Origin of the sequence: Asaia astilbis JCM 15831 (assembly GCF_000613845.1) — a bacterium.
GTDB lineage: Bacteria > Pseudomonadota > Alphaproteobacteria > Acetobacterales > Acetobacteraceae > Asaia > Asaia astilbis.
The window spans coordinates 40,681-64,147 of record NZ_BAJT01000007.1 but is presented as its reverse complement, the minus strand read 5'-3'; the positions used below and the strand labels follow the sequence as shown (position 1 = coordinate 64,147).

The 23,467-nt window shown below is 58.2% G+C and carries 23 protein-coding genes and 1 pseudogene; 7 read left to right on the top strand and 17 right to left on the bottom strand.

All coding sequences use genetic code 11. The annotated features are described in order from the left end of the window. Positions 1–441, bottom strand: a complete 441-nt coding sequence (locus JCM15831_RS06645; protein WP_025823645.1) for an RrF2 family transcriptional regulator — start codon at positions 439–441, stop codon at positions 1–3. A gap of 83 nt (positions 442–524) precedes the next feature. On the opposite strand from JCM15831_RS06645, the gene JCM15831_RS17190 reads away from it, so the two are divergent. Together JCM15831_RS17190 and JCM15831_RS22520 are read left to right on the top strand one after the other, a co-directional pair. Beyond that, complete coding sequence (locus tag JCM15831_RS17190) at positions 525–1,400, top strand: globin domain-containing protein (RefSeq protein WP_051528360.1); 876 nt, start codon at positions 525–527, stop codon at positions 1,398–1,400. After that, complete coding sequence (locus tag JCM15831_RS22520; protein ID WP_084490585.1) at positions 1,358–1,723, top strand: ferredoxin reductase domain-containing protein; 366 nt, start codon at positions 1,358–1,360, stop codon at positions 1,721–1,723. Before JCM15831_RS17190 ends, JCM15831_RS22520 begins: the two co-directional genes overlap by 43 nt. Here the strand turns inward: JCM15831_RS22520 and JCM15831_RS17185 are convergent. From JCM15831_RS17185 to cobD, 9 genes and pseudogenes are all read right to left on the bottom strand, one after another. Next, the gene (locus tag JCM15831_RS17185; RefSeq protein ID WP_232228032.1) at positions 1,650–2,363 is read right to left on the bottom strand and encodes a host attachment protein; all 714 of its coding nucleotides are present in this window, start codon (positions 2,361–2,363) and stop codon (positions 1,650–1,652) included. The two genes, JCM15831_RS22520 and JCM15831_RS17185, sit on opposite strands and share 74 nt — an antisense overlap. Next, positions 2,360–3,229 (bottom strand): inositol monophosphatase family protein, encoded by an 870-nt coding sequence (locus tag JCM15831_RS06630; RefSeq protein WP_084490584.1) that lies wholly within the window; start codon positions 3,227–3,229, stop codon positions 2,360–2,362. The genes JCM15831_RS17185 and JCM15831_RS06630 overlap by 4 nt, the downstream gene beginning before the upstream one ends. A gap of 59 nt (positions 3,230–3,288) precedes the next feature. Beyond that, complete coding sequence (gene hflX, locus JCM15831_RS06625) at positions 3,289–4,599, bottom strand: GTPase HflX (protein ID WP_025823639.1); 1,311 nt, start codon at positions 4,597–4,599, stop codon at positions 3,289–3,291. Between the two features lie 21 nt (positions 4,600–4,620). Next, complete coding sequence (gene hfq, locus JCM15831_RS17180; protein WP_025823637.1) at positions 4,621–4,920, bottom strand: RNA chaperone Hfq; 300 nt, start codon at positions 4,918–4,920, stop codon at positions 4,621–4,623. A 123-nt stretch (positions 4,921–5,043) separates the two neighbouring features. Beyond that, a pseudogene (gene ntrX, locus JCM15831_RS17175) lies at positions 5,044–6,427 on the bottom strand (nitrogen assimilation response regulator NtrX). A 20-nt stretch (positions 6,428–6,447) separates the two neighbouring features. Beyond that, on the bottom strand, positions 6,448–8,727 hold the full coding sequence (locus tag JCM15831_RS06610) for a sensor histidine kinase NtrY-like (RefSeq protein WP_232228041.1): 2,280 nt from the start codon (positions 8,725–8,727) through the stop codon (positions 6,448–6,450). Positions 8,728–8,855: 128 nt separating this feature from the next. Beyond that, the gene (locus JCM15831_RS06605) at positions 8,856–9,470 is read right to left on the bottom strand and encodes a helix-turn-helix domain-containing protein (RefSeq protein ID WP_156938770.1); all 615 of its coding nucleotides are present in this window, start codon (positions 9,468–9,470) and stop codon (positions 8,856–8,858) included. Between the two features lie 400 nt (positions 9,471–9,870). After that, complete coding sequence (gene dusB / locus JCM15831_RS06595; RefSeq protein ID WP_156938769.1) at positions 9,871–10,965, bottom strand: tRNA dihydrouridine synthase DusB; 1,095 nt, start codon at positions 10,963–10,965, stop codon at positions 9,871–9,873. Between the two features lie 172 nt (positions 10,966–11,137). Continuing rightward, on the bottom strand, positions 11,138–12,175 hold the full coding sequence (gene cobD / locus JCM15831_RS06585; RefSeq protein WP_051528359.1) for a threonine-phosphate decarboxylase CobD: 1,038 nt from the start codon (positions 12,173–12,175) through the stop codon (positions 11,138–11,140). A gap of 8 nt (positions 12,176–12,183) precedes the next feature. On the opposite strand from cobD, the gene cbiB reads away from it, so the two are divergent. Together cbiB and bluB are read left to right on the top strand one after the other, a co-directional pair. After that, positions 12,184–13,149, top strand: a complete 966-nt coding sequence (cbiB, locus tag JCM15831_RS06580) for an adenosylcobinamide-phosphate synthase CbiB (protein ID WP_025823626.1) — start codon at positions 12,184–12,186, stop codon at positions 13,147–13,149. Continuing rightward, positions 13,146–13,784 (top strand): 5,6-dimethylbenzimidazole synthase, encoded by a 639-nt coding sequence (gene bluB, locus JCM15831_RS06575; protein WP_025823625.1) that lies wholly within the window; start codon positions 13,146–13,148, stop codon positions 13,782–13,784. The genes cbiB and bluB overlap by 4 nt, the downstream gene beginning before the upstream one ends. Before the next feature lie 67 nt (positions 13,785–13,851). Here bluB and JCM15831_RS06570 read toward each other — a convergent pair whose 3' ends face one another. Next, on the bottom strand, positions 13,852–14,760 hold the full coding sequence (locus JCM15831_RS06570; protein ID WP_025823623.1) for a LysR family transcriptional regulator: 909 nt from the start codon (positions 14,758–14,760) through the stop codon (positions 13,852–13,854). 242 nt (positions 14,761–15,002) lie between these two features. Here JCM15831_RS06570 and JCM15831_RS06560 point away from each other — a divergent pair, with 242 nt between their 5' ends. Next, positions 15,003–15,473, top strand: coding sequence for a hypothetical protein (locus JCM15831_RS06560; protein ID WP_025823621.1), 471 nt, complete (start codon positions 15,003–15,005; stop codon positions 15,471–15,473). Between the two features lie 101 nt (positions 15,474–15,574). On the opposite strand, the gene JCM15831_RS06555 is transcribed toward JCM15831_RS06560, so the two are convergent. Genes JCM15831_RS06555 through cobU form a run of 3 tightly spaced genes read right to left on the bottom strand, consistent with a single transcriptional unit; the run spans position 15,575 to position 18,123 of the window. Continuing rightward, entirely contained in the window at positions 15,575–17,008 is a 1,434-nt protein-coding gene (locus tag JCM15831_RS06555; RefSeq protein ID WP_025823619.1) for a cobyric acid synthase, read from the bottom strand. Positions 17,009–17,020: 12 nt separating this feature from the next. Then, positions 17,021–17,629 carry a cob(I)yrinic acid a,c-diamide adenosyltransferase gene (gene cobO, locus JCM15831_RS06550; RefSeq protein ID WP_025823617.1) on the bottom strand — a complete coding sequence of 203 codons (609 nt, stop codon included), beginning with the start codon at positions 17,627–17,629 and terminating at the stop codon, positions 17,021–17,023. Further along, complete coding sequence (gene cobU / locus JCM15831_RS06545; protein WP_025823615.1) at positions 17,626–18,123, bottom strand: bifunctional adenosylcobinamide kinase/adenosylcobinamide-phosphate guanylyltransferase; 498 nt, start codon at positions 18,121–18,123, stop codon at positions 17,626–17,628. Before cobU ends, cobO begins: the two co-directional genes overlap by 4 nt. 45 nt (positions 18,124–18,168) lie before the next feature. Between cobU and cobT the strand changes: the two genes are divergently transcribed. Continuing rightward, positions 18,169–19,191, top strand: a complete 1,023-nt coding sequence (gene cobT / locus JCM15831_RS06540; RefSeq protein WP_025823613.1) for a nicotinate-nucleotide--dimethylbenzimidazole phosphoribosyltransferase — start codon at positions 18,169–18,171, stop codon at positions 19,189–19,191. Then, positions 19,192–19,965 carry an adenosylcobinamide-GDP ribazoletransferase gene (locus JCM15831_RS06535; protein WP_025823611.1) on the top strand — a complete coding sequence of 258 codons (774 nt, stop codon included), beginning with the start codon at positions 19,192–19,194 and terminating at the stop codon, positions 19,963–19,965. 66 nt (positions 19,966–20,031) lie between these two features. Here JCM15831_RS06535 and JCM15831_RS06530 read toward each other — a convergent pair whose 3' ends face one another. From JCM15831_RS06530 to JCM15831_RS06520, 3 genes are read right to left on the bottom strand one after another with little or no spacing between them, the layout of a single operon-like run. Continuing rightward, on the bottom strand, positions 20,032–21,057 hold the full coding sequence (locus tag JCM15831_RS06530) for a WD40 repeat domain-containing protein (protein ID WP_025823610.1): 1,026 nt from the start codon (positions 21,055–21,057) through the stop codon (positions 20,032–20,034). 5 nt (positions 21,058–21,062) lie between these two features. Beyond that, positions 21,063–22,025: a CobW family GTP-binding protein gene (locus JCM15831_RS06525; protein WP_035773999.1), complete on the bottom strand. Its 963-nt coding sequence runs from the start codon at positions 22,023–22,025 to the stop codon at positions 21,063–21,065. A gap of 14 nt (positions 22,026–22,039) precedes the next feature. Further along, a complete protein-coding gene (locus tag JCM15831_RS06520; RefSeq protein WP_084490583.1) occupies positions 22,040–23,275 on the bottom strand; it encodes an O-antigen ligase family protein in 1,236 nt (411 codons plus the stop codon). Between the last annotated feature and the right edge of the window lie 192 nt (positions 23,276–23,467).

Here is a 23,467-nt window from a genome sequence, read left to right as displayed (position 1 = left end):
CTACTCAGGGACTTTCAGCCGCCCCGCCAGCTTCGAAAACTCTGGCGGGGCCAGCAGATCGGCCAATGTTTGACGATCAAGAACGGCCATGAACGCCTCAAGCGCATCACCCAGAACATGCTGCAAGCGGCACGCTCCGGTCAGAAGACAGCTCTGGCCTGCCTGAAGGCAGGCGACAAGCGCCATATCCTCTTCTGCAAAGCGGACAACGTCACCCACTCTGATATCGTCGGGTGAACGAGCAAGGACCAATCCGCCACCCTTGCCACGTACAGTCGTCACGAATCCGCCCTGCCCGAGCCTGTGAACCACCTTGACCAGGTGATTTTCAGAGATCTGATAACGCTCGGCTATTTCACGAATCGACGCCCTCCGTGACTGATTCAAGCCAAGGTAGAGCAGGACTCGTAATGCATAATCTGTGTGCAGGGTCAGTCTCATAGATGAAGATGTACCATATTTGCATCTTTCAGGATGCTGTCCTATAAGGTGTATAAATAATACATCTTATAGAATGAGAGACGATGCCCCAGCCTCTGAAGCCCGGTACAGCCGAGATCGTCAAAGCAACCATTCCCGCCCTTGAAATCCATGGTGTCGCGATCGCGACAACCATGTACGGCACTCTGATGCAGGATCCCGCGATTGCGGCCCTGTTCAACCAGACGGACCAGGCCAATGGGCGCCAGCCCCACGCCCTTGCCGCCGCGGTGCTCGCCTATGCTCGTCACATAGATCATCCTGAAAAACTCGATGCAGCGCTGAGCCTGATCGTCGAGCGGCATGTCGCTGTCATGATCGAACCGGGGCACTATCCTGTTGTCGGTAAAGCACTGCTTGAAGCCATCAGAACTGTTCTCGGCAGTGCTGCAACTGAAGAAATTCTCGATGCCTGGGGAGACGCCTATCGCTTTCTGGCCGATGTGCTCATTGCTCGTGAGGCCACCCTTTACGAACAGCGTGCGACAGCGACAGGGGGCTGGCGTGGATGGCGTCGGTTCAGAGTCTCCTCGCGCGTTGAGGAATGCGCGGACATCGTGTCTTTCTGGCTCACACCCGCGGATGGCAAGCCTATTCTTCGCCACGACCCTGGCCAGTTCCTGACCTTCCGCCTGACTCAGGATGGCTTCAACACGCGCAGAAGCTACAGCATCTCAAGCGCGCCCGCTGACGACAGCTATCGTGTGACGATCAAACGCGTTCCCGACGGCAAGATTTCCAACTGGTTCCATGACCACGTCCAAGAAGGCGCTCTTCTGGACGTTGCTCCGCCCGCAGGAGATTTCACACTTGCTCGCGCCAAGGGGCCCCAGTGCTCTTGGTTGGGGCCGGTATTGGCGTTACCCCCTTCATCAGCATGCTTCTGGCTGAAAACGACGCAAATTCGGCACATCGGTTGAGCCTCGTACATGCCGCCCATGATTTCCATGACCGACCCTTCCTGAGCACTCTGTCTGCCCTCAACCAAGAAGCCTATGGATCCAGAATCCGGCTTTTCGGGAGCGAGGGAAAAGAAACGACCAATCTGGCACCACTTGCAACTCAGACGGGTCGCGTAAGCGCTCATTGGCTGAGTACGCAGATTGACGACGAGACGCATATTTTCCTCTGCGGTCCCAGCAGCTTTCAGCATGACCTTATTGGCGGCCTCAAAGCGCTCGGTGTTTCAGAAAACCGTCTTCATCATGAATTTTTCGGCTCGTCCGAGCCTTTGCGCGATTAAATAAAGTCGAGATCAGGATCGCCTCCCCGCTACCATCGGGATAGTTACGACCGTGACCATCCCGACGGCGCGCCTGATGGTAAACGCCGCCACGTCGAACCTTTACGATCAGTACGAAATCAGGGGAGATCGAAAAATCAGGCGTAGGCCATCCTGTGGCGGGGCGATCGAAATGAGAAAGCAGATCGTGATCCGGTATATTGGTCAGATCCTTGCTTTGGCTTTTGATGAGTTTCTTGCTGGCCGCCTTGGACAGATGTTCGCGAATATCGTGCAGCACGTGAGGTGCTGCCGCCAATATCAGACCCTCCAGCGCTGAATTGCTATCTAATGTCGTCTCGATTTCATGGGCAATCTGTCGTGCAAACCGCTCCTTGACCTGCACTTTCGGGTCCGAACGAGGCTCCTTGATGGAAGCTACCTCGCCAACCGCATCGGTATCCTTGTCGTGAGCACCAAAGCGTTGGACTGTTCGCATCTGCTGACCGTCATAACGCAGAAAACGGGCTTTTTCGCCGTCACAAACTGCATAGAGCACCGGATCTTGAACAGGCATGAAACCTCTCCTTTGTTCTCGAGACAAAAACGTCGGACAACAAACGAGGTTTCGAATAACACAAATACTTGAGATGAATTTCACACGGGGAGTGTGAGGGCCTCGTGAACCTGATGCCAGGAGTGCTTGTCAGGAGCATAAAGCAAGCCTCGTCCAGGGATTGCTTCATGGTAGGCAGCGCCGTTGAATCTTGCGCCATATCCGCCGGCTTCATGGAGCAGAAGCCAGCCCGGGCAATGATCCCAGGGGCAGGTCCGGCTATAGGCCAGTACATGACCATGCCCCGCTGCGACATGACGATACTCATGGGCCGCACAGCGAAAATCCCAAAGTCCATCCATTGCCCGCAATGTCTGATCAGCCCGCGCCGTATCGCTGAAGGGAAGCGTCCTCCAGGCAATTTTCCCTGTTATCTGATCGATCCTCTGGAAGGGCGCTGCAACACGAAGAGGCGTCGCACACCCTGTCCTGTCTTCCATCCAGGCGCCCTCGCCTTTCAGAGCCATCGCCGACGACTGCGTGACAGGGTCGAAGATAACGCTTGCCAGAGGAATGCCCTTTTCCAGAACAGCGACCATGACCCCGAAAAGCGGGAGGCCCGCAGCGTAGTTCGCTGTGCCGTCTATCGGATCGATCGTGATGGAAAGACCAGCCTCAGCCGCCTGACGCGCGAGGTCCGGTCGGGCGCAGCACTGTTCTTCACCGATAAGCAGTGCTTGCGGCAATAACCGTTTGAATTTCTCAGAGAGATATTCCTCAGTCAGGAGATCAGCCACAGTAACCAGATCGGTTGCCGAACTCTTGGTACGGATCTCTCCCTCAGCGAGGCGACCGAAACGAGGCATGATGATTGTCGAGGCAGCCTCACGGACGATCGCAGACAGATCGTCCAGCAGGCCACGGGTAACGACCGAAGGCCGCTCCGCCATGACGATATCTTCAGCCTTCACCGCGTCTCACCTTCCAAAGAGCTGCTTTGTCTCTCATTCAGGCCAATATCGAGGTGATTTCAGGCGGATACAAGGCAATCCGGATAAAGCTGACCAAAGCGTGACCGATCCTGATCGAACAGCCTGACATCGAGCGTGATTTCTGTCTCCTGATCGAGACGCTCAAGAACTTCGCCGTGCTCGTAGAGCCAGGCCAATGCAGCCCCGTTGCTGATGTCGAGGCTGACACGCGTCAAACTCATCGCCGCAGTCATATGCTGATCGAGCATGGAGTAGAGATTGGGCAGCCCTTCGCCCGTAATCGCCGAAATCGCAACGCATCCCGGATGGCGCGGCACGGCTTCGATCCCCCCCATGAGATCGGCCTTGTTCATCACTTCGATCGTGCGCTTGGGCCAGTCGCTATCGAGCATTTCGTCACGCACCATGCCGTCGAGCACATTGATGACGTCAGCACGCTGCGCCGCACTGTCAGGATGTGCCACGTCGCGCACATGCAAAATGATGTCTGCCTCAGCCACTTCTTCAAGCGTTGCCCGAAAGGCCGCAATGAGCTCCGTCGGCAGTTCGCTGATGAATCCGACAGTATCGGAGAGGATGACACGCCGGCCGGACGGGAGTCGCAACCCGCGCATCGTCGGATCCAGCGTCGCAAAAAGCTGGTCCTGGGCATGCACGGCTGAGCCCGTCAGCGCGTTGAAAAGCGTCGATTTGCCCGCATTGGTATAGCCCACGAGGGCCACCACCGGAAAAGGCACCTTCTTGCGAGCCGAACGATGCAATCCGCGTGTTCGACGCACCTGATCGAGCTCCTTGCGCAGCTTGACCAGACGCTCCCCGATCATGCGACGGTCAGCCTCGATCTGGGTTTCACCCGGGCCGCCCAGAAAGCCGAACCCACCGCGCTGACGCTCAAGATGGGTCCAGAGGCGTACAAGGCGCGACCGCTGATATTCCAGATGAGCGAGCTCGACCTGGAGAACACCTTCACGAGTCGCGGCACGCGCTCCGAAGATATCGAGAATCAATCCGGTACGATCGAGAACCTTGCAGTTCAGGGCTTTTTCAAGATTGCGCTGCTGACCTGGCGAGAGCCGGGCATCGACAACCACGACCTTGACGTCATTTTCTTCAACGAGTTCGGCAAGCTGCTCGACCTGCCCCTTGCCGAAGAGGGTTGCCGGGCGCACCGCCCTGATGGCAAGCACGGCCTGCCGGACCACGACAAGGCCAATGGAAGCCGCAAGCCCGATGGCTTCCTCCAGACGGGCTTCCGCTGCACGAAACTCGTCATTGGGTGTCGGGCGCTCCCAGGGAAGAATAACCGCAGCGCGCGTTGCGGGAGGCGTCGTACTGGTCGTTACTGACACGTTCTAAAAATACTCCTGCCGTTACAGATCGCTGTCGCTGTCCTGCGCGAAGACCGCCAGAGGGGCGACAGGCATGATTGTGCTAACGGCATGTTTGTAAACAAGTTGGGTATGACCATCGCGACGCAGGATGATGGTTTCGTGATCGAAGCGCGGGATGACACCCTGAAGCTTCACGCCATTGACCAGAAACACGGTCACGGGCAGGCCGTTTTGCTGAAGATGCTGCAAAAAGAGTTCCTGCACGGTCTCACCTGTGTCGAAGTCGGAATAGGGGGTCGCAGACGGGGTGGAGGTCGGATCTGGATTAGCTCTGGCCAATGTTGCTCTTCTTTTTTCCGGTGTTTGAACGGGCCCTCGGGACCGGGCCAAAGGTCAACGCCACCCACGGCACCGTGACCTCAGTGACTCTACCTTACCTTCATTGAAATCCGGTTTCCAGACTCACAGGGTCCTGTCTTCGGGAGTCACGCCGAGCTGCTTCAGCTTGCGATGCAATGCAGAGCGCTCCATGCCGACAAAATTGGCCGTGCGACTGATATTGCCCCCGAAACGCAGAAGCTGAACCTGCAGATATTGTGTCTCGAACAGATCGCGCGCCTCACGCAACGGCAACGCCATGACATCCGCCCCGGCGTCGAGCCGTGTCATTGACGGCGCCCCCTGGCTGACCGTGTTGGGCAGCATATCGGCCCGAATGAGGTCCTGACCATTGGGCACCATGATCAGCAGGCGTTCCATCAGATTCCGCAATTCTCTGATATTGCCCGGCCACTCATAGGATTGCAGGGCTGCCAGAGCATCCACTGAAAGTTCACGTGGGGCGAGACCGGCATTTTCCGCATAACGACGCAGGAAGTGCTGCGCCAGAGCCGGAATGTCTTCGCGGCGTTCACGCAGCGAGGGAAGACGCAGCGGAACGACAGCCAGACGGTAATAAAGATCTTCGCGGAATCGTCCGAGGGAGATTTCACCCTGCAAGTCCCGGTTGGTCGTGGCAATGACACGTACATCGACCTTGACGCGCGTTGCCCCCCCCAGACGTTCGAAGGTCTGGTCCTGCAAGGCCCGTACGATCTTGCCCTGCGTTTCCAGCGGCATATCGGCCACTTCATCGAGCAGGAGAGTGCCTTTATGCGCACGTTCCAGCACACCGGTGCGCCGCATCGCCCCTTCGGAGAGCCCCTCGATACCGAAGAGCTCTTCTTCGAAACGATTCGGTGCCAGAGTCGCGCAGTTCAGCGCGATGAACGGCCCTGCACCGCGACGCGAGCGTGCATGAACCATGCGCGCTGCAATCTCTTTACCCGAACCGGCCGGACCTGTGATGAGCACGCGCGAGTTGGTGGGGGCTACACGCTCGATCTGCCCCCGCACGGCACTGATCCCAGGCCCTTCACCGAAGAGCAGCGTTTCATTGCCTGATCGCAGACGCAGCTCGGCATTTTCACGCTCAAGACGCGCCGCCTCGATCGCGCGCTGGGCGACCAGAATCAGGCGGTCGGTCTGAAACGGCTTTTCAATGAAATCGTAGGCGCCGTGCTGAAGGCTGGAGACAGCGTCTCGATCGTGCCATGACCCGAGATCATCACAACAGGCAGACCGGGCTCTTCAGCCTTAATGGTCTTGAGCAGATCGATCCCGTCGAGGCGCGAGCCTGAAGCCAGATATCGAGGATGATCAGCGACGGGCGACGCGCCCGGAACGCGGCAAGAGCCTGATCCGAATTCGCCGCAACGCGCGTTTCATAGCCTTCATCGCGAAGGAGGCCCTCGATGAGAAGCCGGATATCCGGCTCGTCATCGACGATCAGGATTTCATGCTCCATGCGAATCTCTCATCAACCGTTCATTGCTCCTTGCCCGCATCACCTGGCTCCACGGCCGGATCACGTACTGGCAGGGTGAGCGTCGAGACGGTGCCCCGTCCATCCGGTCGGTCCTCCAGCCTGATGCCACCTGCGTGATCCTCCATGATCTTCTTGACGATCGCGAGACCGAGACCCGTCCCTTTCGGTTTGTGCGTGATATACGGTTCCGTCAAGCGGTGCCGGTCAACAGAAGGCAAACCGACACCATCATCAGCGACCTGAACCGCCGCCTCGGCTCCGTTGACGACAAGCGTCACCTTGATGTGCCCCTTGCTATCACGCATCTCCGCCCCGTCTTCGATGCTTTCGGACATAGTCTCCTGTGATTGTACGACCATGGCAATCGCGTCAGCAGCATTTTGCAGCAGATTGGTGAGCGCCTGACCGACGAGACGGCGATCGCACCGGACGATAGGCCCCTGAGGCGGCAAGGACCCCGTATCGTACACGATCTCCGGATGCGCGTTCCGCTGAAGCACCAGCGCCTCGCGCACCAGACGCACCAGATCTTCCTCCCTGAGCACAGGCTGCGGCATCCGGGCAAAGGATGAAAATTCGTCGACCATGCGTCCAATGTCCCCGACATGACGCACGATCGTATCGACACACTGCCCGAACGTGTCAGGGTCGGAGCTAATCTCACGCAGGAAACGCCGCTTCAGCCGCTCGGCAGAAAGCTGGATGGGGGTCAGTGGATTCTTGATCTCATGGGCAATACGGCGGGCAACATCCGCCCAGGCCGCTTTTCTCTGGGCCGCCAGCAACGCCGTGATGTCGTCAAACGTCACCACGTAGCCCGTCGATCCCTCGCCACTTTGCTCACCGACCACGCGCACGAGCAACGTCCGCCCGGAGCTGCCGACGCTCGGCCCGTCGCCCAGAACAGTCGTTTTTTCTAACGTATCGATCTGGATTTCCGCCGTATGCGCCTGACCCGGCTCCAGTCGCGCCTGATCGAGCATCGTCGCAAATTCCGGAACAATCTCTCGCAGGGGCTGCCCGATGCAGAGATCGAGATCACGTTGCAACAGACGCGAGGCCGCCCGGTTGGGCAGCTCAATCGTCTGACCCGCATCAAGCCCGATCACCCCGGCCGAGACACCGGAAAGCACGGTTTCCGTGAAGCGGCGTCGTTCATCGATCTGCTCGTAAGCAATCATGAGCTCGGTGCGCTGCGTGGAAAGCTGATTGGTCATGCGGTTGAACGCGCGAGAAAGCGTCCCGACCTCATCGTCCCGTCGCGGATCCCTGACGGGCGCCTCAGGAACGCGCACACTGAGATCGCCCTCGCTGATCCTACGCGCGGCAAGAATCAGCAATCCCAGAGGCTGGGTGATCTGCTTGGCCAGAACCAGCCCCGTCAGCATGCCAATACTCAAAACGAGCAGGCCGAGCATGGCGAAGATCAGGACGAAACTGATCTGGATGGCCGAACGATGCGCGTTGAGGCGCTTGTATTCCGACACCACGGCGTCGGTGTGATGCATGTGCTCGAGGATCTTCGCATCGACCGGACGCGTGATGACCAGCATCAGCCCGGCCGTCGGTCCGAGACTGACAACGGCCCGTACTGTTTTCTCATCCGGGCTGTCGAGAATGGCCACATCATTGGTACGCGCCAGCGTCGTGGCATCCTTGGGCGGCAAAGCGAGCTGCTTGCCCTGCAACGCGGCAAGACCGCCTGACGCGACAACCTTGTTGGTGTACGAATCGAAGACGACTGCCTCGTTCAGCCCACGCTCTGTCGCCTCGACATCGAGCATCATGCCGAGCTGACCCGGATCGCGCATCAGATCGACACCGTGACGATACATCTCGTCATTACTGGCCGTAATGATGATATTGGCGAGAGCAAACGCCTCGGTGCGGATATTGTCGTTATGTTCCTGCAGGTAGCCCGCAGCGACGTCACGCGCCTCTGACAGCGCCGTATTGACCCGGTTCGAAAACCAGATCTGAATTCCGAAATGGAAGAAAAGGGCTGCAAGTCCGCCGATCACCACAGTCGGAGCAACAGCCACCACGCCGAACAGCGTGATTAGTCTGACATGGAGCCTTGCGCCCGCCAGCCCTGTCCGCCTCTCCGCCAGCATACGCCCCATCCGGATGATGACGGCTGTACCCAGAAGGAGCAGCACGACGAAATCCAGAAGAAATACGAACGCCTCGATCTGGGGGCGGTAGGCAAAGGACAGCCCACGCGCGAGCACAACGAATGTGGTGATCAGCAGAACCAATGCCGCACAGGCCAGCACCATGGCCGTTTTCAGCCGACTGACATGTTGGACCACTCGCCTGAACACCGAAGAATTTTTCAGCTCAGCTGCACCATGGCCATCATCGGGCACTTCCTGAGACACAATCCAGGGCGACACATCCTTGTCTGTCATGATCGGGAACGACCCACTTCGATGCCAAGCAGCTGCAATCGTTTTCGCAGCGTGTTCCGGTTGATGCCAAGCAGAGCGGCTGCCCTGATCTGATTGCCCTCGGTCGCCTTGAGCACCAGTCTGAAAAGCGGACGCTCAACTTCGGCCAGCACACGCGCATAAAGCGTGCCCTGAATATCTGTTTCAAGGTCGAGCATGGAGGGGAGATACCGCGCCAGCAAGCCCTGAAATGACGCGGCGTCAGCCGTCGTATCGACCCGATGAGATTCGGAGAGATGGGCGGCCGTCAAGCGTCCGCCCTGAGCCCGCTCGACTGCGCAATGGAGCAGTTGTCGAATCTGCCGAAAATTGCCCGGCCACTCCTGCTTCATCAGCCAGGATGCGCAGTCATCATGCAGACTCGTGCCCGTCTCGAACTGCCTCTCCCATAGCGCGCAGAGCGTCTTCAAATCCGCCTGTCTGTCACGCGCGGGCGGGATCGGGAGATTGTGGGGTGCCAGAAGCGAACCCAGCCCCTCGCTAAGTCGACGGTCCTGAACAAGGCGCGCTGACGTCCAGGAGCTGGTGCAGATCACAGCCGGACGCTCGCTCGCTTTTCGGGCTTGCAGCATTTCCAGCAAAGCCGCCTGAAAAGCCGGTTCGGCGAGACCGATTTCATCGATAAGGAGGCAGGACGTTGCTCCTCTCTCAACGCCTCATCGAAAGATTGCCGATCGAAAACCGACACCAAACGCTTCTCTCGCCCCGACGACATCCAGAGATAGCGCGCAGCACGAGTACGCCCACTTCCCGGTTCGCCGGTCAGCATATGCAGTCCAAAATCTGTCAGGGCCGCTTCGAGCCTCTCCCGCAGCCGCTTGACCGCGTCGGACTGGCCATCGAACCCGAAACGGACTGGGGTTAAGGTGCCGTCCCGACCTTTCTCCGCCTGGATCACAAATTTACGAAAGAACTGGAGAAAACCAAGCCGTCATCAGTCGGAGTCGAGCGAAACAGGATATCAGTCATCACTCAGGCTGCATCTTCCACCAAATCGGTTGGCTGATGCGTGCTCTCCCGGTCTCGGATCACGCCATTGGCGATCTGCTGATCGTAGAACGACGAGAGATGATCGATCACGTCCTGTGCGTTGTCCATCTTGTTGATGCTGGCACGAAACGCCGCCGACCCAGGCAGCCCGTGCGAGTACCAGGAGACATGCTTGCGCGCGAGACGCAGGCCGGGACGCTCGCCGAAATGATCGAGCATCATGCCATAATGGCGCAGAACGATTGCCTTTTCCGCCACCAAATCAGGATCAGGCATATTTTCCCCGGATCGAAGTGACTGAGCCACCTGTGCAAGGAACCATGGACGTCCATAACAGCCACGACCGATCATGACGCCATCAGCCCCTGATGCCGCCAGCGCGTCGCGCGCATTCTGGATCGAGACGATATCCCCATTGACGATGACAGGGAGCTTCACACTCTCCTTGACCGTACGAACGAAATGCCAGTCTGCCGTTCCGTTATAGAACATCTGACGTGTGCGCCCGTGAACTGTCACCAGACGAATGCCGACATCCTCGGCAATCCGGGCCAGGGCAGGAGCATTGAGAGACTGATGATCCCAGCCCATGCGCATTTTGAGCGTGACAGGCACAGAGACCGCTTTGACTGTTGCTTCAAGCAGCGCTGCCGCTTTGACCTCGTCGCGCATGAGGGCAGACCCTGCGGACTGCCCAACCGCCACTTTCTTCACCGGGCAGCCAAAATTGATATCGATCAGATTGGCGCCCTGGTCGACAGCGATCTTTGCTGCCTGCGCCATCGCCTCAGGATCACAGCCTGCCAGCTGGACCGAGTTGGGACCGTTCTGCGCGCTTCGGGCCATGCGCAGGGTGTTTTCATTTTCACGCACCATCGCCCAGGAGGCGATCATCTCCGACACGACCAGTCCCGCGCCCAGATCACGCGCCAACTGGCGGAAAGGCAGATCTGTGACCCCCGACATTGGCGCCAGAATCACCGGTGTCTCGATCACTACGCCATCCCCGAGATCGATTGGGCGTAGGTCGAGGCCGCGGCCGGATCCAGCCACGTCAGAAGAAGATGAAATGCTCATGATTGCTCGAGAATACCGAGGCGCCCTTCGCGAAGCAATCGAAGATCACCAAGGCCCAGCCTGCTCGCTCAACGCTCACATAGGAAGAGACAGCCCTGCAGAGCCCTCCTTACGGTTACGTTTTACCTATACCGACTGCGGCGAACCTCGGAGTCGCCTCAATCCGCGCCCTTCAGCCAAAGACTTTGGCCAAGCGCCTGAGAGTCGCTTCATCTGACGGCAAGCCAAACCGGAGCAATGTGTCGTCCCAGTCGAAGCGGCGTACCAGAAGGCCTGCGCGGGCGAGATTTTCCCAGATGGTTTGAGCATCAGGTGACCGAAACAGGCTAAAAAGCGACGTACCACCGACGAACTCCATTCCGCCGCGCGTCACGATCCGGCGTAACGCGGCCATTTCGTTTTCCAGCCTTGTGGCCATGTTTGTGCGCCAGACGTGATCGGACAGGGCTTCACGCCCAATATGACAGCCAGGAGTGCTAATCGACCATGGACCCATAGCGGCACGCATGGCGTGCAGAACAGGGTGAGAGGCAAGCAGAAAACCGATCCTCAGCCCGGCCAGGCCATAGGCTTTTCCAAAAGAGCGGCAGATGACCAGACCCGGATGAGGGAGCAGCGAAGCTGCCGTCTCAGGGCTGAAATCGATGAAAGCCTCATCGACCACGAGAAGCCCGCCTGCATGGGCATGGCAATCTGCCAGAGAGGCAATTTCCGCCACACTCATGCAGCGACCTGTCGGATTATTGGGAGAGCAGACGACACTCACCATGTTGCTGTCTGGCAAGGCGAGCGACGCATCAAACGGCACATGCTGGATCGAAAACCCGGCTTCGCGCCAGGCTGCATCATGGCCGCTATAGGTAGGTTCCAGAATACGCACGGAAGAGGGGGTGAAGAAGCGCGACAGGAAGACAGGTAATAGACCAATGAGCATCTGCGTGCCGGAGCCAGCCAGAACATAGTCTGGTGACACGCCATAGGCTTCCGCTGCGGCAAAGCGTAGGGCCTGTTCTTCGAGAGGGTCGGGCAGTCGATTCAAAAGAGCCACATCGAGTCTCGGAACCGGATAAGCATGAGGATTGATACCAGTCGACAGATCGACCCACGGTGTCAGTGCTTCGGGGAAGAGGCGCGCCAGCTCGCTCAGCTGCCCACCATGCACCGGCCAGGGCGTCATGCTATGCTCGGTTTCATCATGCTGGCCTCTCATCTCGCTCCATGTTCCTTTCACTGACGCTCTGCGCCCTCCTGATCGAGGCTACCTTCAGCTATCCTGATGCGATCTTTCGCAGGATCGGCCATCCGGTAACATGGATCGGCCGTCTGATCACGACACTTGACTACCACCTCAACCGGGAGGGATCGGTCCGAAAGCAGCGTGGCCGGGGACTTGTGGCGCTTGGTGTGATCGTCATCCTGCCTGTCGGGCTCACCCTTGCAGGGCAGACTCTCATGAGGCTTTGCCTGCCACACTGGATCCAGTTCGCTCTCGAAGCTCTGTGCGCCAGCACCCTGATTGCTCAGAGATCGCTTTTCGACCACGTCAACGCTGTTTTGAAGGGGCTCCGTGAAAACGGGCTGGCGGGAGGTAGGCTGGCCGTCTCGCGGATTGTTGGGCGCGACCCGGAGACCCTCGAGACGGCTGGCGTTGTCCGCGCAGCGATCGAGAGTCTGGCCGAAAATTTCAGCGACGGCGTTGTCGCTCCTCTTTTCTGGTTAACCGTGTTCGGTCTGCCGGGTGCCGTGGCCTACAAGGCCATCAACACGGCGGACAGCATGATCGGCCATCTTTCGCCTCGTCACCGGGATTTCGGGCGCGCTGCCGCGTTATGCGACGATTGCGTCAATATCCCGGCGTCTCGGCTCTCCGCCCTTTGGCTGTGCCTTGCAGCCCCCTTCGCCGGAGGATCGCTGAGACGAGCGATACGAACGGTGCGTCATGATGCTGGGCGACATCGCTCCCCAAACGCGGGGTGGCCTGAAGCCGCGATGGCCGGAGCGCTCACTTTGCGTCTGGCAGGGCCTAGACAGTATAATGGTGTTCTCGTCGCCGATTCCTGGATGGGGAATGGGCGGGAAGAGGCCGAAGAACAGGATCTCGCACGGGCTCTGACGCTTTATCGCGTGGCGTGCCTGGTGCAGGCGGTCTGCCTGCTGATCCTGCTTTATGGAGTGAATGCATGACAGTCCCCGTTTTCGATGAAGCGTTTCGCGAGCAACTCGATTCGCTCTTTCTTTGGAGACGGGACGTGCGTCATTTCCGGCGCGACCCGGTTCCCGAGTCCGTGCTCGATCACATGCTGGCGCTCACCTGCTCAACCCCTTCGGTCGGTCTGAGCCAACCCTGGCGCTTCCTGCGCGTGGATGACGAGGCCCGACGCAATGCCGTACGCGCCGAGTTCTCCGAACGAAACGCCGAGGCGCTGGCTGCACAAAGACAATCGGACAGCGGAGCCTACGCACAACTCAAGCTCGCGGGATTGGATAGGGCTCCCCACCATATCGCCGTGTTCTGCGATCCAGACCCTTCGCAAGGCCGCGGATTAGGGCGCCTGACCATGCCGGAAACCGTGCAGTGGTCGGCTGTCATGGCTATCCACAGCTTCTGGCTTGCCGCCCAGGCCCATAATGTGGGCCTGGGCTGGGTCTCAATTCTCGATCCGGAGCGGATGAATTCTCTGCTCGATGCTCCTGCAGAATGGCGCTTCATGGCCTATCTCTGCGTCGGCTACCCGGACGAGGAGCATAATACGCCTGAGCTGGAACGCCGCGGTTGGGAAAAGCGTGCGCCCGAACGCCAGCTCTGGATCAGCCGATAAACAGACCCCTGTCCAGACGTAAATTCCCTTCTCCGATTTCACCGACATGACATGCGAGCGAAAGTCACTAATCGGGAAAGGGTAGTCCCTGAGCGGCGCAGGCGACCCACTCGACGAACAGCCTTACAGCAGCGGAACGCTGACGCGCCGGATAGGTATAAGCAAGAACGCTGCCTGTAGCGGCTGACCATTCGGGCATCAATCTTGTCAAATGAGGCTGAACGGTCGGGTGATCGTAAAGAAAACTCGGTAGTACCGAGAACCCAAATCCCTGCAGGATCGCCTCCAGGACCAGATTGAGAGGTCCAAGCAAAAAGCAGGCCTCAAAGCGTATATGACGCTGGTTTATGCCATCGCTAAAGGTCCATCCCGTCTGGTCGACGTGATTAACGTAATCAATGAATGGGAGCTCTTTTAACTTATCGAAACTCTCAACGGGGCCGAAGCGGTCCAGATAATCCCGGCTAATAACGAGGTGACGCTTAAAGTTAGCAAGGCGACGGACGTGCAGCGACGGATCGTCAAAGCTTCGTGTTCGAATCGCTACGTCGAACCATGTCATATTGGATAGCGACACGTCGTCGGTCAGAATGAGACTTACCCGGCATGCCGGGTAACGGGCGGTGAAAGCCTTCACGACCGGCAAAACCACGTAACGTCCGTAGGCAGCATTGGCTAAGACACGAAGCTCCCCTTGGGGCGAAGAGCCGTAGTACTGAGCATCGAGGTAAGCTGTCTCGATCGCCTGTACCCCGGCAGTACATTTTTGATAAAAGACCTCGCCGGCGCGTGTCGGTAAGATCTGCTTTGACGTTCGGATAAAAAGATCGGTCTGCAGCGATCTCTCAAGGTCACTGATCGCCTTGCTAATAACGCTTTTTGACACCCCAAGGCTTCGAGCAGCGGCTGTGACTGAACCTGCCTCCACGACGGAAATGAAATAGACCATCCCGTTAAAATTGATCTTTTTTTTCATCTTTCGATCTCTAAGTGTTCCGAAAAAGTGAACGATGCGTTTCTTAAAATTGCCTTGTTTTTACGTAGCATTTCAGCGTAAGTCCTGAGTCATAAAATCTTTATCAACGCCAAATTCATCAAAATCTTTATCGTTACAATTCGTTAATTGCTCGAAAAAATTATTGGTTAGTAACATTGCATTTACGAATTCCTCATTAGAAAACTCGGTAAATAAGATGATTATCAAGACCGGAGGTCGAAATGCATAATTTTAATACACCCAGTGGCAGTCAGTTTATGGCAGAGAACTGCTGGAATAATTCAAATGTAAGCTCTGAAGTATCTTTGAATAGCTCGATTACCCATCACGACTATTACGAATCAAAAATCCTACTTGAAAAAACTTCTCTTCGCGAAAACAATTCCATCCATGGCGTCAATTACAGCGTAGACCATGATTTTAATGATGCGATCTCATTTCTAGGTTCTGACACCGATCTACTGCAAAAAGCCGCCCAAGAGCCTGTATCGGTGCGCGTCGTCTGGAATCTCCTTGAAAATGTGAGCCGCGTCTATCTACCCAAGGTGACCAGCTCTTCGGAACAGGAAACCATCTGCCTCTCCGTTAAAGGCGATCCTTATTCAGTACGGGAAAACGGCGTTATGCTTGATGCACTCAACTACGTCCGCATGCTGTTCTCTGAACAGACACGCACAGCCCCGTCATACTGATATTTAACCTACCATCAAGTATTTATATTTAGACTGATTTTATTCGAGGATTGTTTCTGCGACCAAAAGCGCAGAAACAATCCTTTTTTATTCTCTCCACATCATAGAAAAGATAAAAAATTCTCGATTTTTACATGGCTTTCCAGATGATCTGCTAAGGCGTCGAGCGTAGACTCGATGCGTAGCTTATGATCCAGAGACTCAGACATCAGCCCGAACAGGGATAGGAACGCGGAACGCGACTCTTTATCATCGAACAAACCATGGAGATAAGTGCCACAGACGCGTCCGTCTTCAGACCGCGCACCATCGGCGCGGCCATCCGCAAACCGGATCATGGGACGTTTCAACCCCGACCCTGTCGTCATCCCCGCATGAATCTCATAGCCGGAGACAGCCGCTCCTGAAGGCAACAATCTCCCCCGATTCGGCCGGACGGTCTTTTGCTCTGCGATCTCGGTATCGATCTCCAGATAACCGAGTCCGGGGCGTTTTGCAGAAGGCCCCTCAATCCCTGACGGATCGGAAATCTGACGACCCAGCATCTGATATCCACCGCAAATCCCCAGAATGTGCCCGCCACGGCGGTGATGCGCCTGAAGATCGATGGCCCAGCCCTGATCGCAGAAAAAAGCGAGATCGGCCAGGGTCGCTTTCGACCCCGGCAGGATAACGAGATCGCAGGGTGGCAAGGCTTCGCCTGGTCGAATGAAAGCAAGCGTCACCCCCGACTCGGCACGAAGCGCATCCAGATCGTCGAAATTCGCAATCATTGGCATCAGAGGCACGGCAATACGTAGCGGCCCGTCACCCTGCCAGCCTGATGCAAGACCCTCTGTGTCCTCGGCGGGTAGTTCACGCATCCGATCGAAAAAAGGAACCAGTCCGCAGTCGGTCCAGCCCGTTCGCTCAGCGACAAATCGCATCCCAGCGTTGAACAGACTCGGATCACCCCGCATCCGGTTGACGATGAAGCCTTTGATCCGTTGATGATCGGTATCTGGCAGCACGGCCTGCGTTCCGACCAGACTCGCGATTACTCCCCCTCTGTCGATGTCACCGATCAATACAACCGGCAGGTTCGCCGCTTCGGCAAACCCCATATTGGCGATATCGTTTTGCCTCAGATTAATCTCCGAAGCCGATCCGGCTCCCTCGACCAGCACGATATCCGCCTCGCGTTGCAATCGGGCGAAGCTTTCCAGCACAGCTGGCATCAAAAGAGGTTTGATCTCCTGATACTCGCGTGCCTTGCGCTGCCCCCAGACTTTACCCTGAAGGATGATTTGCGAGCCTTGCTCGGACTGAGGCTTGAGCAGGACCGGGTTCATATGAACGCTTGGTGCAGCGCCGCAGGCGAGCGCCTGGAGTGCCTGAGCGCGCCCGATCTCCCCTCCGTCGGCTGTCACGGCCGCATTATTGGACATATTCTGCGGTTTGAACGGACGCACCACATAGCCACGCCGTGTCAGCGCACGAGCCAGACCTGCAACAATTACCGATTTGCCGACATTCGACCCTGTCCCCTGAAACATCAGCGCGTGAGCTCAAAATTCGACTCCCTGCTGAGCCTTCACACCCGCTTTGAAGTGATGTTTGACGAGCGTCATCTCCGTCACCAGATCGGCCGCGTCCGTCAGCCAGCCCGGTGCATTACGCCCTGTAATCACCACATGCTGGTGCTGAGGGCGGTTTCTAAGCCCGGTCAGGATGGTGGCTTCATCGAGATAGCCATAACGCAGAGCGATATTCAGTTCGTCGAGCACCACCAGCGCCACGTCTTCCTGCCCGAGCGCAACAAGCGCCTGTTCCCAGGCGCGAGTACAGGCAGCGATATCACGGGCGCGATCCTGAGTTTCCCAGGTAAAACCTTCTCCAAGAGCATGAAACTGCGCCAGATCGCCGAAACGCTGGAGCGCACGACGCTCCCCCGTATCCCAGGCACCTTTGATGAACTGCACGACCACGATCTTGCGCTCATAGCCAAGCATGCGCAAAGCAAGGCCGAAGGCCGCCGTCGACTTCCCTTTTCCCGGCCCCGTGTGAACGGCAATCAGGCCTTTTTCGATGGTCTTTTCGGCGACTTCACGATCCTGCACCGCCTTGCGATGCTGCATTTTCTCGCGATAGCGCGCGGTCTCGGCATCCTCGGTCATTTCATCTCCAATGCGCATCCGGCTGCGACAAACAAGACACGTCGCGCTTCATGCGCGAGTTTCTGATGCAGCACTCCGGCCTCGTCCCGAAAACGTCGGGCCAAGGCATTTTCAGGCACGATACCCAAGCCTACCTCGTTACCGACAAGCACGGTCAGAGCCGAGCGATTTCGTAACGTATCAAGCAGCGCTTCCGTCTCGCGCTCGATGTGTCGTTCATCCAAAATTAGGTTCGTCAGCCATAAGGTCAGGCAATCAACCAAAACCGGCTGTACTCCGTGCAAGACAGAAACCAGATCAACAGGCGCCTCGATTGTTTCCCATCCCGCACAACGCTGCGCCCGATGCAGGGCAATACGCGCCTCCATCTCGGCATCCCAGGCCCGCCCTGTGGCAACGTAACGCCACGGACCGGGCTCGGCCATGACCAGAGCCTCAGCATGACGGCTCTTGCCCGAACGCGCGCCGCCGAGCACCAGAATGGAATTCGTCATCCACTTCCCCTTGCAGAACGGCGCTTATCACAACAGAAAGGCGCAATGTCACGTTTCCGTTCGCTCGACGACCTTCATACCGCCTGCACCACACTTCCAGAGCCCGATCTGGACGCCATCTCCCAGATCGGCGAACGTGAAGCAGTTCTGACCAAACCCGCCGGAAGCCTCGGCCGTCTGGAAGAACTCGTCGAGTGGTTCGGCTCCTGGCGACCGCTGCACATCCATCAGGCCGATATCTGCATTTTTGCCGGAAATCACGGTGTTCTGGCCCAGAATGTCTCGTGCTGGCCCGCCAGTGTCACCGCAGCAATGGTCCAGAACTTCACGCAGGATGGCGCTGCGATCAATCAGCTGGCCCGGAGTGTCGATGCAAGGCTGAGCGTGTTTCCCATGGAGGATCTGACTCCGAGCGCAGATTTCACGCAGCAGGCAGCTCTCTCACGCGATGCATTTTTGCGCGCCGTCTCAGTCGGATACGACGCTGTTCCAGACTCCTGCGATCTCCTCGCGCTTGGCGAGATGGGGGTGGGCAACACGACACCGGCTGCGGCCTTATCAGCCGCGCTGTTCGGACAGGATGGAACTTACTGGGCCGGTATGGGGGCCGGGCTGGACGAAGCGGGTGTCACCCGCAAGGCGCGCGCCATCGACAAAGCCCTGGCCCTGCACGGACGCAACCACTCCCCACTCGATCTGGCCCGCCTGTATGGCGGCCATGAGCTGGCGGCTCTTCTGGGAGCCGCGCTGGCCGCACGCCATCGACGCATTCCTGTTCTGCTGGACGGTTTCGTGGTGACGGCTGCGGTTGCCCCTCTCGCCGCCCTCGCCCCCACAGGATTGGCCCATACGCGCCTCGCTCATCGGTCACAGGAGCAGGGTCACAGCCATCTTTGCCGCTTTCTCGGTCTCAACCCGCTTCTGGACCTTCAGCTTCGGCTTGGGGAAGGGTCCGGCGCCGCCATGGCCATACCGCTTGTGCGCGCGGCACTGGCCTGTCACAACGGAATGGCAAGTTTTTCCGATGTCGCCATCAACGACAAGAACGACCGCATTATAAGAAGGTAAATGTCGAACCTACGCGCCGACTTCGCTGCAGGCCTCAGCCTCCTCACGCGCTTGCCAACCGGCTGGCTGCATGCGCCCGAGAGCGCCATCGATCTGCCTCGATCCACCTGGTGCTGGCCGTTGATTGGCGGTGCGATCGGCGCTTCGACGGGGGGTGTTCTGGTCCTGGGGATCCTGCTGGGCATGTCCACGATCGTTGCGACGGGTTGGGCCATAGCCTTTCAGCTTCTCCTGACCGGTGCCCTGCACGAAGATGGCTTTGCCGACTGCATGGATGGGCTGTTCGGGGGCAATTCACCCGCCAGACGGCTGGAGATCATGCGTGACAGCCGCATCGGCAGCTATGGCGGTCTTGCCCTGAGCCTTGTTGTTCTGCTGCGCGCCGGCACAATGGCTAAACTCGCGGCGCAGCCGCTTCATATCATCTCCATCCTCATGACCGCGGGGGCGTTCTCACGCCTCGCCCTCATGCTGCCTCTTCTCTGGCTGCGACCGGCCCGTGCCGACGGCCTGGCGCATCAGCTCCGTCACCTGCCAGCCGGGTGTCTGTTGCTTGCCATGCTGATCACAGCTCTGATTGCCAACTCGCTTTCTGTTCTGGGAGCACTCTCGCTGTTTCTCGGTGCCTGTCTCGCGACACTCGGATTATGCAGCCTCGCTTACAGACTGATTGGCGGCTACACGGGCGACGTGCTGGGGGCCACGGCGATTATTGTGGAGCTGGTTGTCCTCACCGGAGCAAGCCTACGCGATTTCGACAAGCTGCCTTTCTGAGGCAACCGGAAAAATCGGCCTCGATTAGCGAGGCCTCGCTGAAATAGGGCGAGGCCCCAACTGGCTTTATCCGGCTGATGACAGATCGATTGCGGCGATCACACCATCATCCGTGCCGAATACCATTACCCCGCCCATCGGCGAGAAGACCAGCCCGGTCACCTTGCCGCGCTTGCCAAGACAGATGGGCAGAACGCGCTCAGAGCCAAGCTCTGCCAGCAGCACAGAGCCGTCCTCGAAACCGGCAGCGATGATATCGTTCTTGGGATGCGCTGCGACCGCAGAACAGAACACGCCGGGGAGGCGAGCCAGCTCCGTCGGCGGCTTGCCCATCGGACCGCCACCAAAGAACGGCCAAAGCACGATGGCATCGGCGCCCGACGTAGCCAGCCAGCGACCATTGCGGGTAAACGACATCGAGGTGACGCGCTTGGGATAACCGCTCATGCGCATGTTGTGACCGTCGGAAAGGCGCCATCCATGCAGGTCATTCTCCTGCATGGCTGTCACGAGCGCTTCGCCACCGGGATGAATGGCGAGCGCCGTATGGCTGCCTTTCCATTCCAGAGGACGCACCGTGTCGACCTTGGCGCCGACGAACCACATCGACACACCATTGTAATGCGAGGCTGCGACCCGCTTGCCCTTGGCATCGAACGTAATGCCGGTGACGGTCGAGGGGTGTTCGAGGGTCTTAAGCGTGGTATCGCCGCTCGCATTACGAATTTCGAGCTGTTTACCGACCGAAAACGCCAGATTGCTTGTCGTGGTCGCCACGCAATCAACCCAGCGGCGCCCACGATAAAGCTCGGTGACGCTGCCATCGACTTCTGTGCGGCAAAGTCGGTTATCCTCGCCACCACTGACAAAGCCACTCGTGCCTGTATCGGCAGCGAGACAGAGCACGGCGCCATCATGAGCTTCGACGCGCCGCCAGGTATCAGGATGCAGGATACCGGAGACGGGAATGAGGAAGATCTCGCCTTCAACAGTCCCAAGGGCAAAAGTCTGACCATCGCGGGCACAGGCGGCTGCCGTCACGGGCGAGCCTATCGCCTTCTCAGCGCCACGCGTTGCGAGAAGTTCTGTCATCTCATTCATGCGCGGCAGCTTTCAAACCCACGACGTAGCTGCGGACGATTCAGGTCGCGTCCGATAAAGACAATGCGGGACTCTGTGCTTTCCCCTTCCTTGCCTTTGCCGATGTAATCGCCATCCGCCATCATATGCACCGCCTGGAAGGCAAAGCGCTCTTCCTGTCCAGCGAAGTGCAGGATGCCTTTCGACCGAAGAATATCCGCGCCCCGCTCTTGCAAGAGAGCGCCGATCCAGGCCTGGAACTTCGGCTCATCGAGCGGCTCGGCCACGGAGAAAGACATGCTGGTCACGCCTTCTTCATGCGAGTGCTCATTATTCTCCAGAAAATCCGGCATCGTTTCGAGCGCGCGTTCGAGATCGAAACCACCCCGATCAAGAACCGTCTCCAACGCGACGGCACTATGGCTGGCACGGTGGATCTGCACGCTGACATTAATGCTGCGCAGTCGCTCTTCAATAGCGACGAGCCCTGCCTCATCCACAAGATCGGTCTTGTTGAGGATGATCACATCGGCAAACGCAACCTGACTGACAGCCTCATGGCTCTCATCGAGGGTCTTCAGCACATTATATGCATCGACGACGGTCACGACCGCATCGAGACGGGCTTTCTCACGCAGGTTTTCATCGACGAAGAAGGTCTGGGCCACAGGAGCCGGATCAGCGAGCCCGGTCGTCTCGACGATGATCCCGTCGAACTTGCCGCGACGACGCAGCAGACTGCCAAGGATACGGATCAGATCGCCACGCACCGTGCAGCAGATACAGCCATTATTGGTCTCGAAGACTTCTTCATCCGCATCGACCACGAGATCGCCATCGACACCGAGTTCTCCGAATTCATTGACGAGAACGGCGTATTTCCGCCCATGCTCTGCGGCAAGAATATGATTGAGCAATGTTGTTTTTCCGGCACCGAGAAAACCAGTGAGAACGGTGACGGGAATCTTGGTCTCTGACATCGGTACTCCGGGTCCTAGCGAGATGTTGTCGTGGGCTCAGCATATAGGGTGGCAGCGGGACGAGGAACAGAGGCCACGCATGCGACAGCTTCAGCCAGACCCACGCCAAGCAGGGTAAACGCCCACCCTCCAAGCGGCAGGTTCAGAAAATCGCTCGCAGAGGCCAAAGGCCATTCCTGCACGAAAAACGCCGCGAACAACCCGATGCGCCAGGCCTGATGCGCGCCCTTCACCGGCCAGAGGGCTCGCAAACATCCGAAAACCATCCCTCCGAACAGGAAGAGCCCCGGGAGTCCGGCATTGGTCAATGCCTGCAGATAGTGGTTATGCGCGTGCTGCACACAAATCCCTGCACCGCCCCCGTCTTGCGCTGTGCTGAGCCAGGAGAGACCGTGCTGGTAGGCTGGGTTGGCGCAAGCGTGACGAAAGGCATCATAGCCAAGTCCGGTCACGGGATGCCCCTGCGCGATCACAACGGCCCGTGTGAACACGAGGCCATAATGCGACTGCCAGAAATGAGAGAGCTGATGGGCGGCCAGAATAACAAGATGCTGAAAGGCTTGCGGCGCGAAGAGATGCGCCAGAAGGATCAGCACCGGAAGACTGAACACCGCCACCAGAGCTGCCGGACGCAGGGGACGATAAAACACTGCGCAAACTGCGATGCCGAGAATGGTCAGGGCCATCGGAATACGCTGCCCGGCCAGCACCATCAGCGCCACGACCCCAACAGCGAGGAGGCTCATCGACAAGAACGCCCGCAAACGACTCGTTTTCTCCGAAACGCTGCCACTCCGGCCGGAGCCCGCGACAAGCCAGGCACAGCCCAGCATCATGACGGGCAAAACGAAACGTGAGAAGGGTGCCGCCGCTCTGGGGTGCGCATAAGGGCCCGTCAGCGTGCCATCGACATAACGCGGATAGCCAAAAAGATTCGTACCAAAGACGGCCTGCACCAGGAACTGCAGAACGAAATAAAGGCAGCAGGCGACCAGCATCCCTGCCATCGTGCGACGTGCCCTCTCTGTCGAAAGCGTCCAGACCTGCAAGGCAACGGCCATCAGAGGAAACCGTATCGCGAGGATCGCCTGCGTGAGCGCCTGGGACGACCCCAGTCCGATATGGGGCAAGGAGCAGACGATCTGCCATCCCCACCACAGAAACGCCACGCGGACCCAGAACTGACGTGCCCACCCCCAGCCGAGACCCAGGGCCGAACGGGCCAGAAGACCGAGCGCCAGCAGATCCATCGCAATTTCGGAAAAAACCCGGCCATGGGTCAAAAAGACTGGCAGGAGCAGCGTGCCCAGAAGCCGAAATGATCGAGCGCAGAACGAAGACGGTCAGTTTGGGTCATGAAACGGTGATGCCGTTTCCAGAGATAGGGCGCAAGAGACGCAACGATTGGCCGGGAAAACCGTAAGGAACACGATGTCACCCTT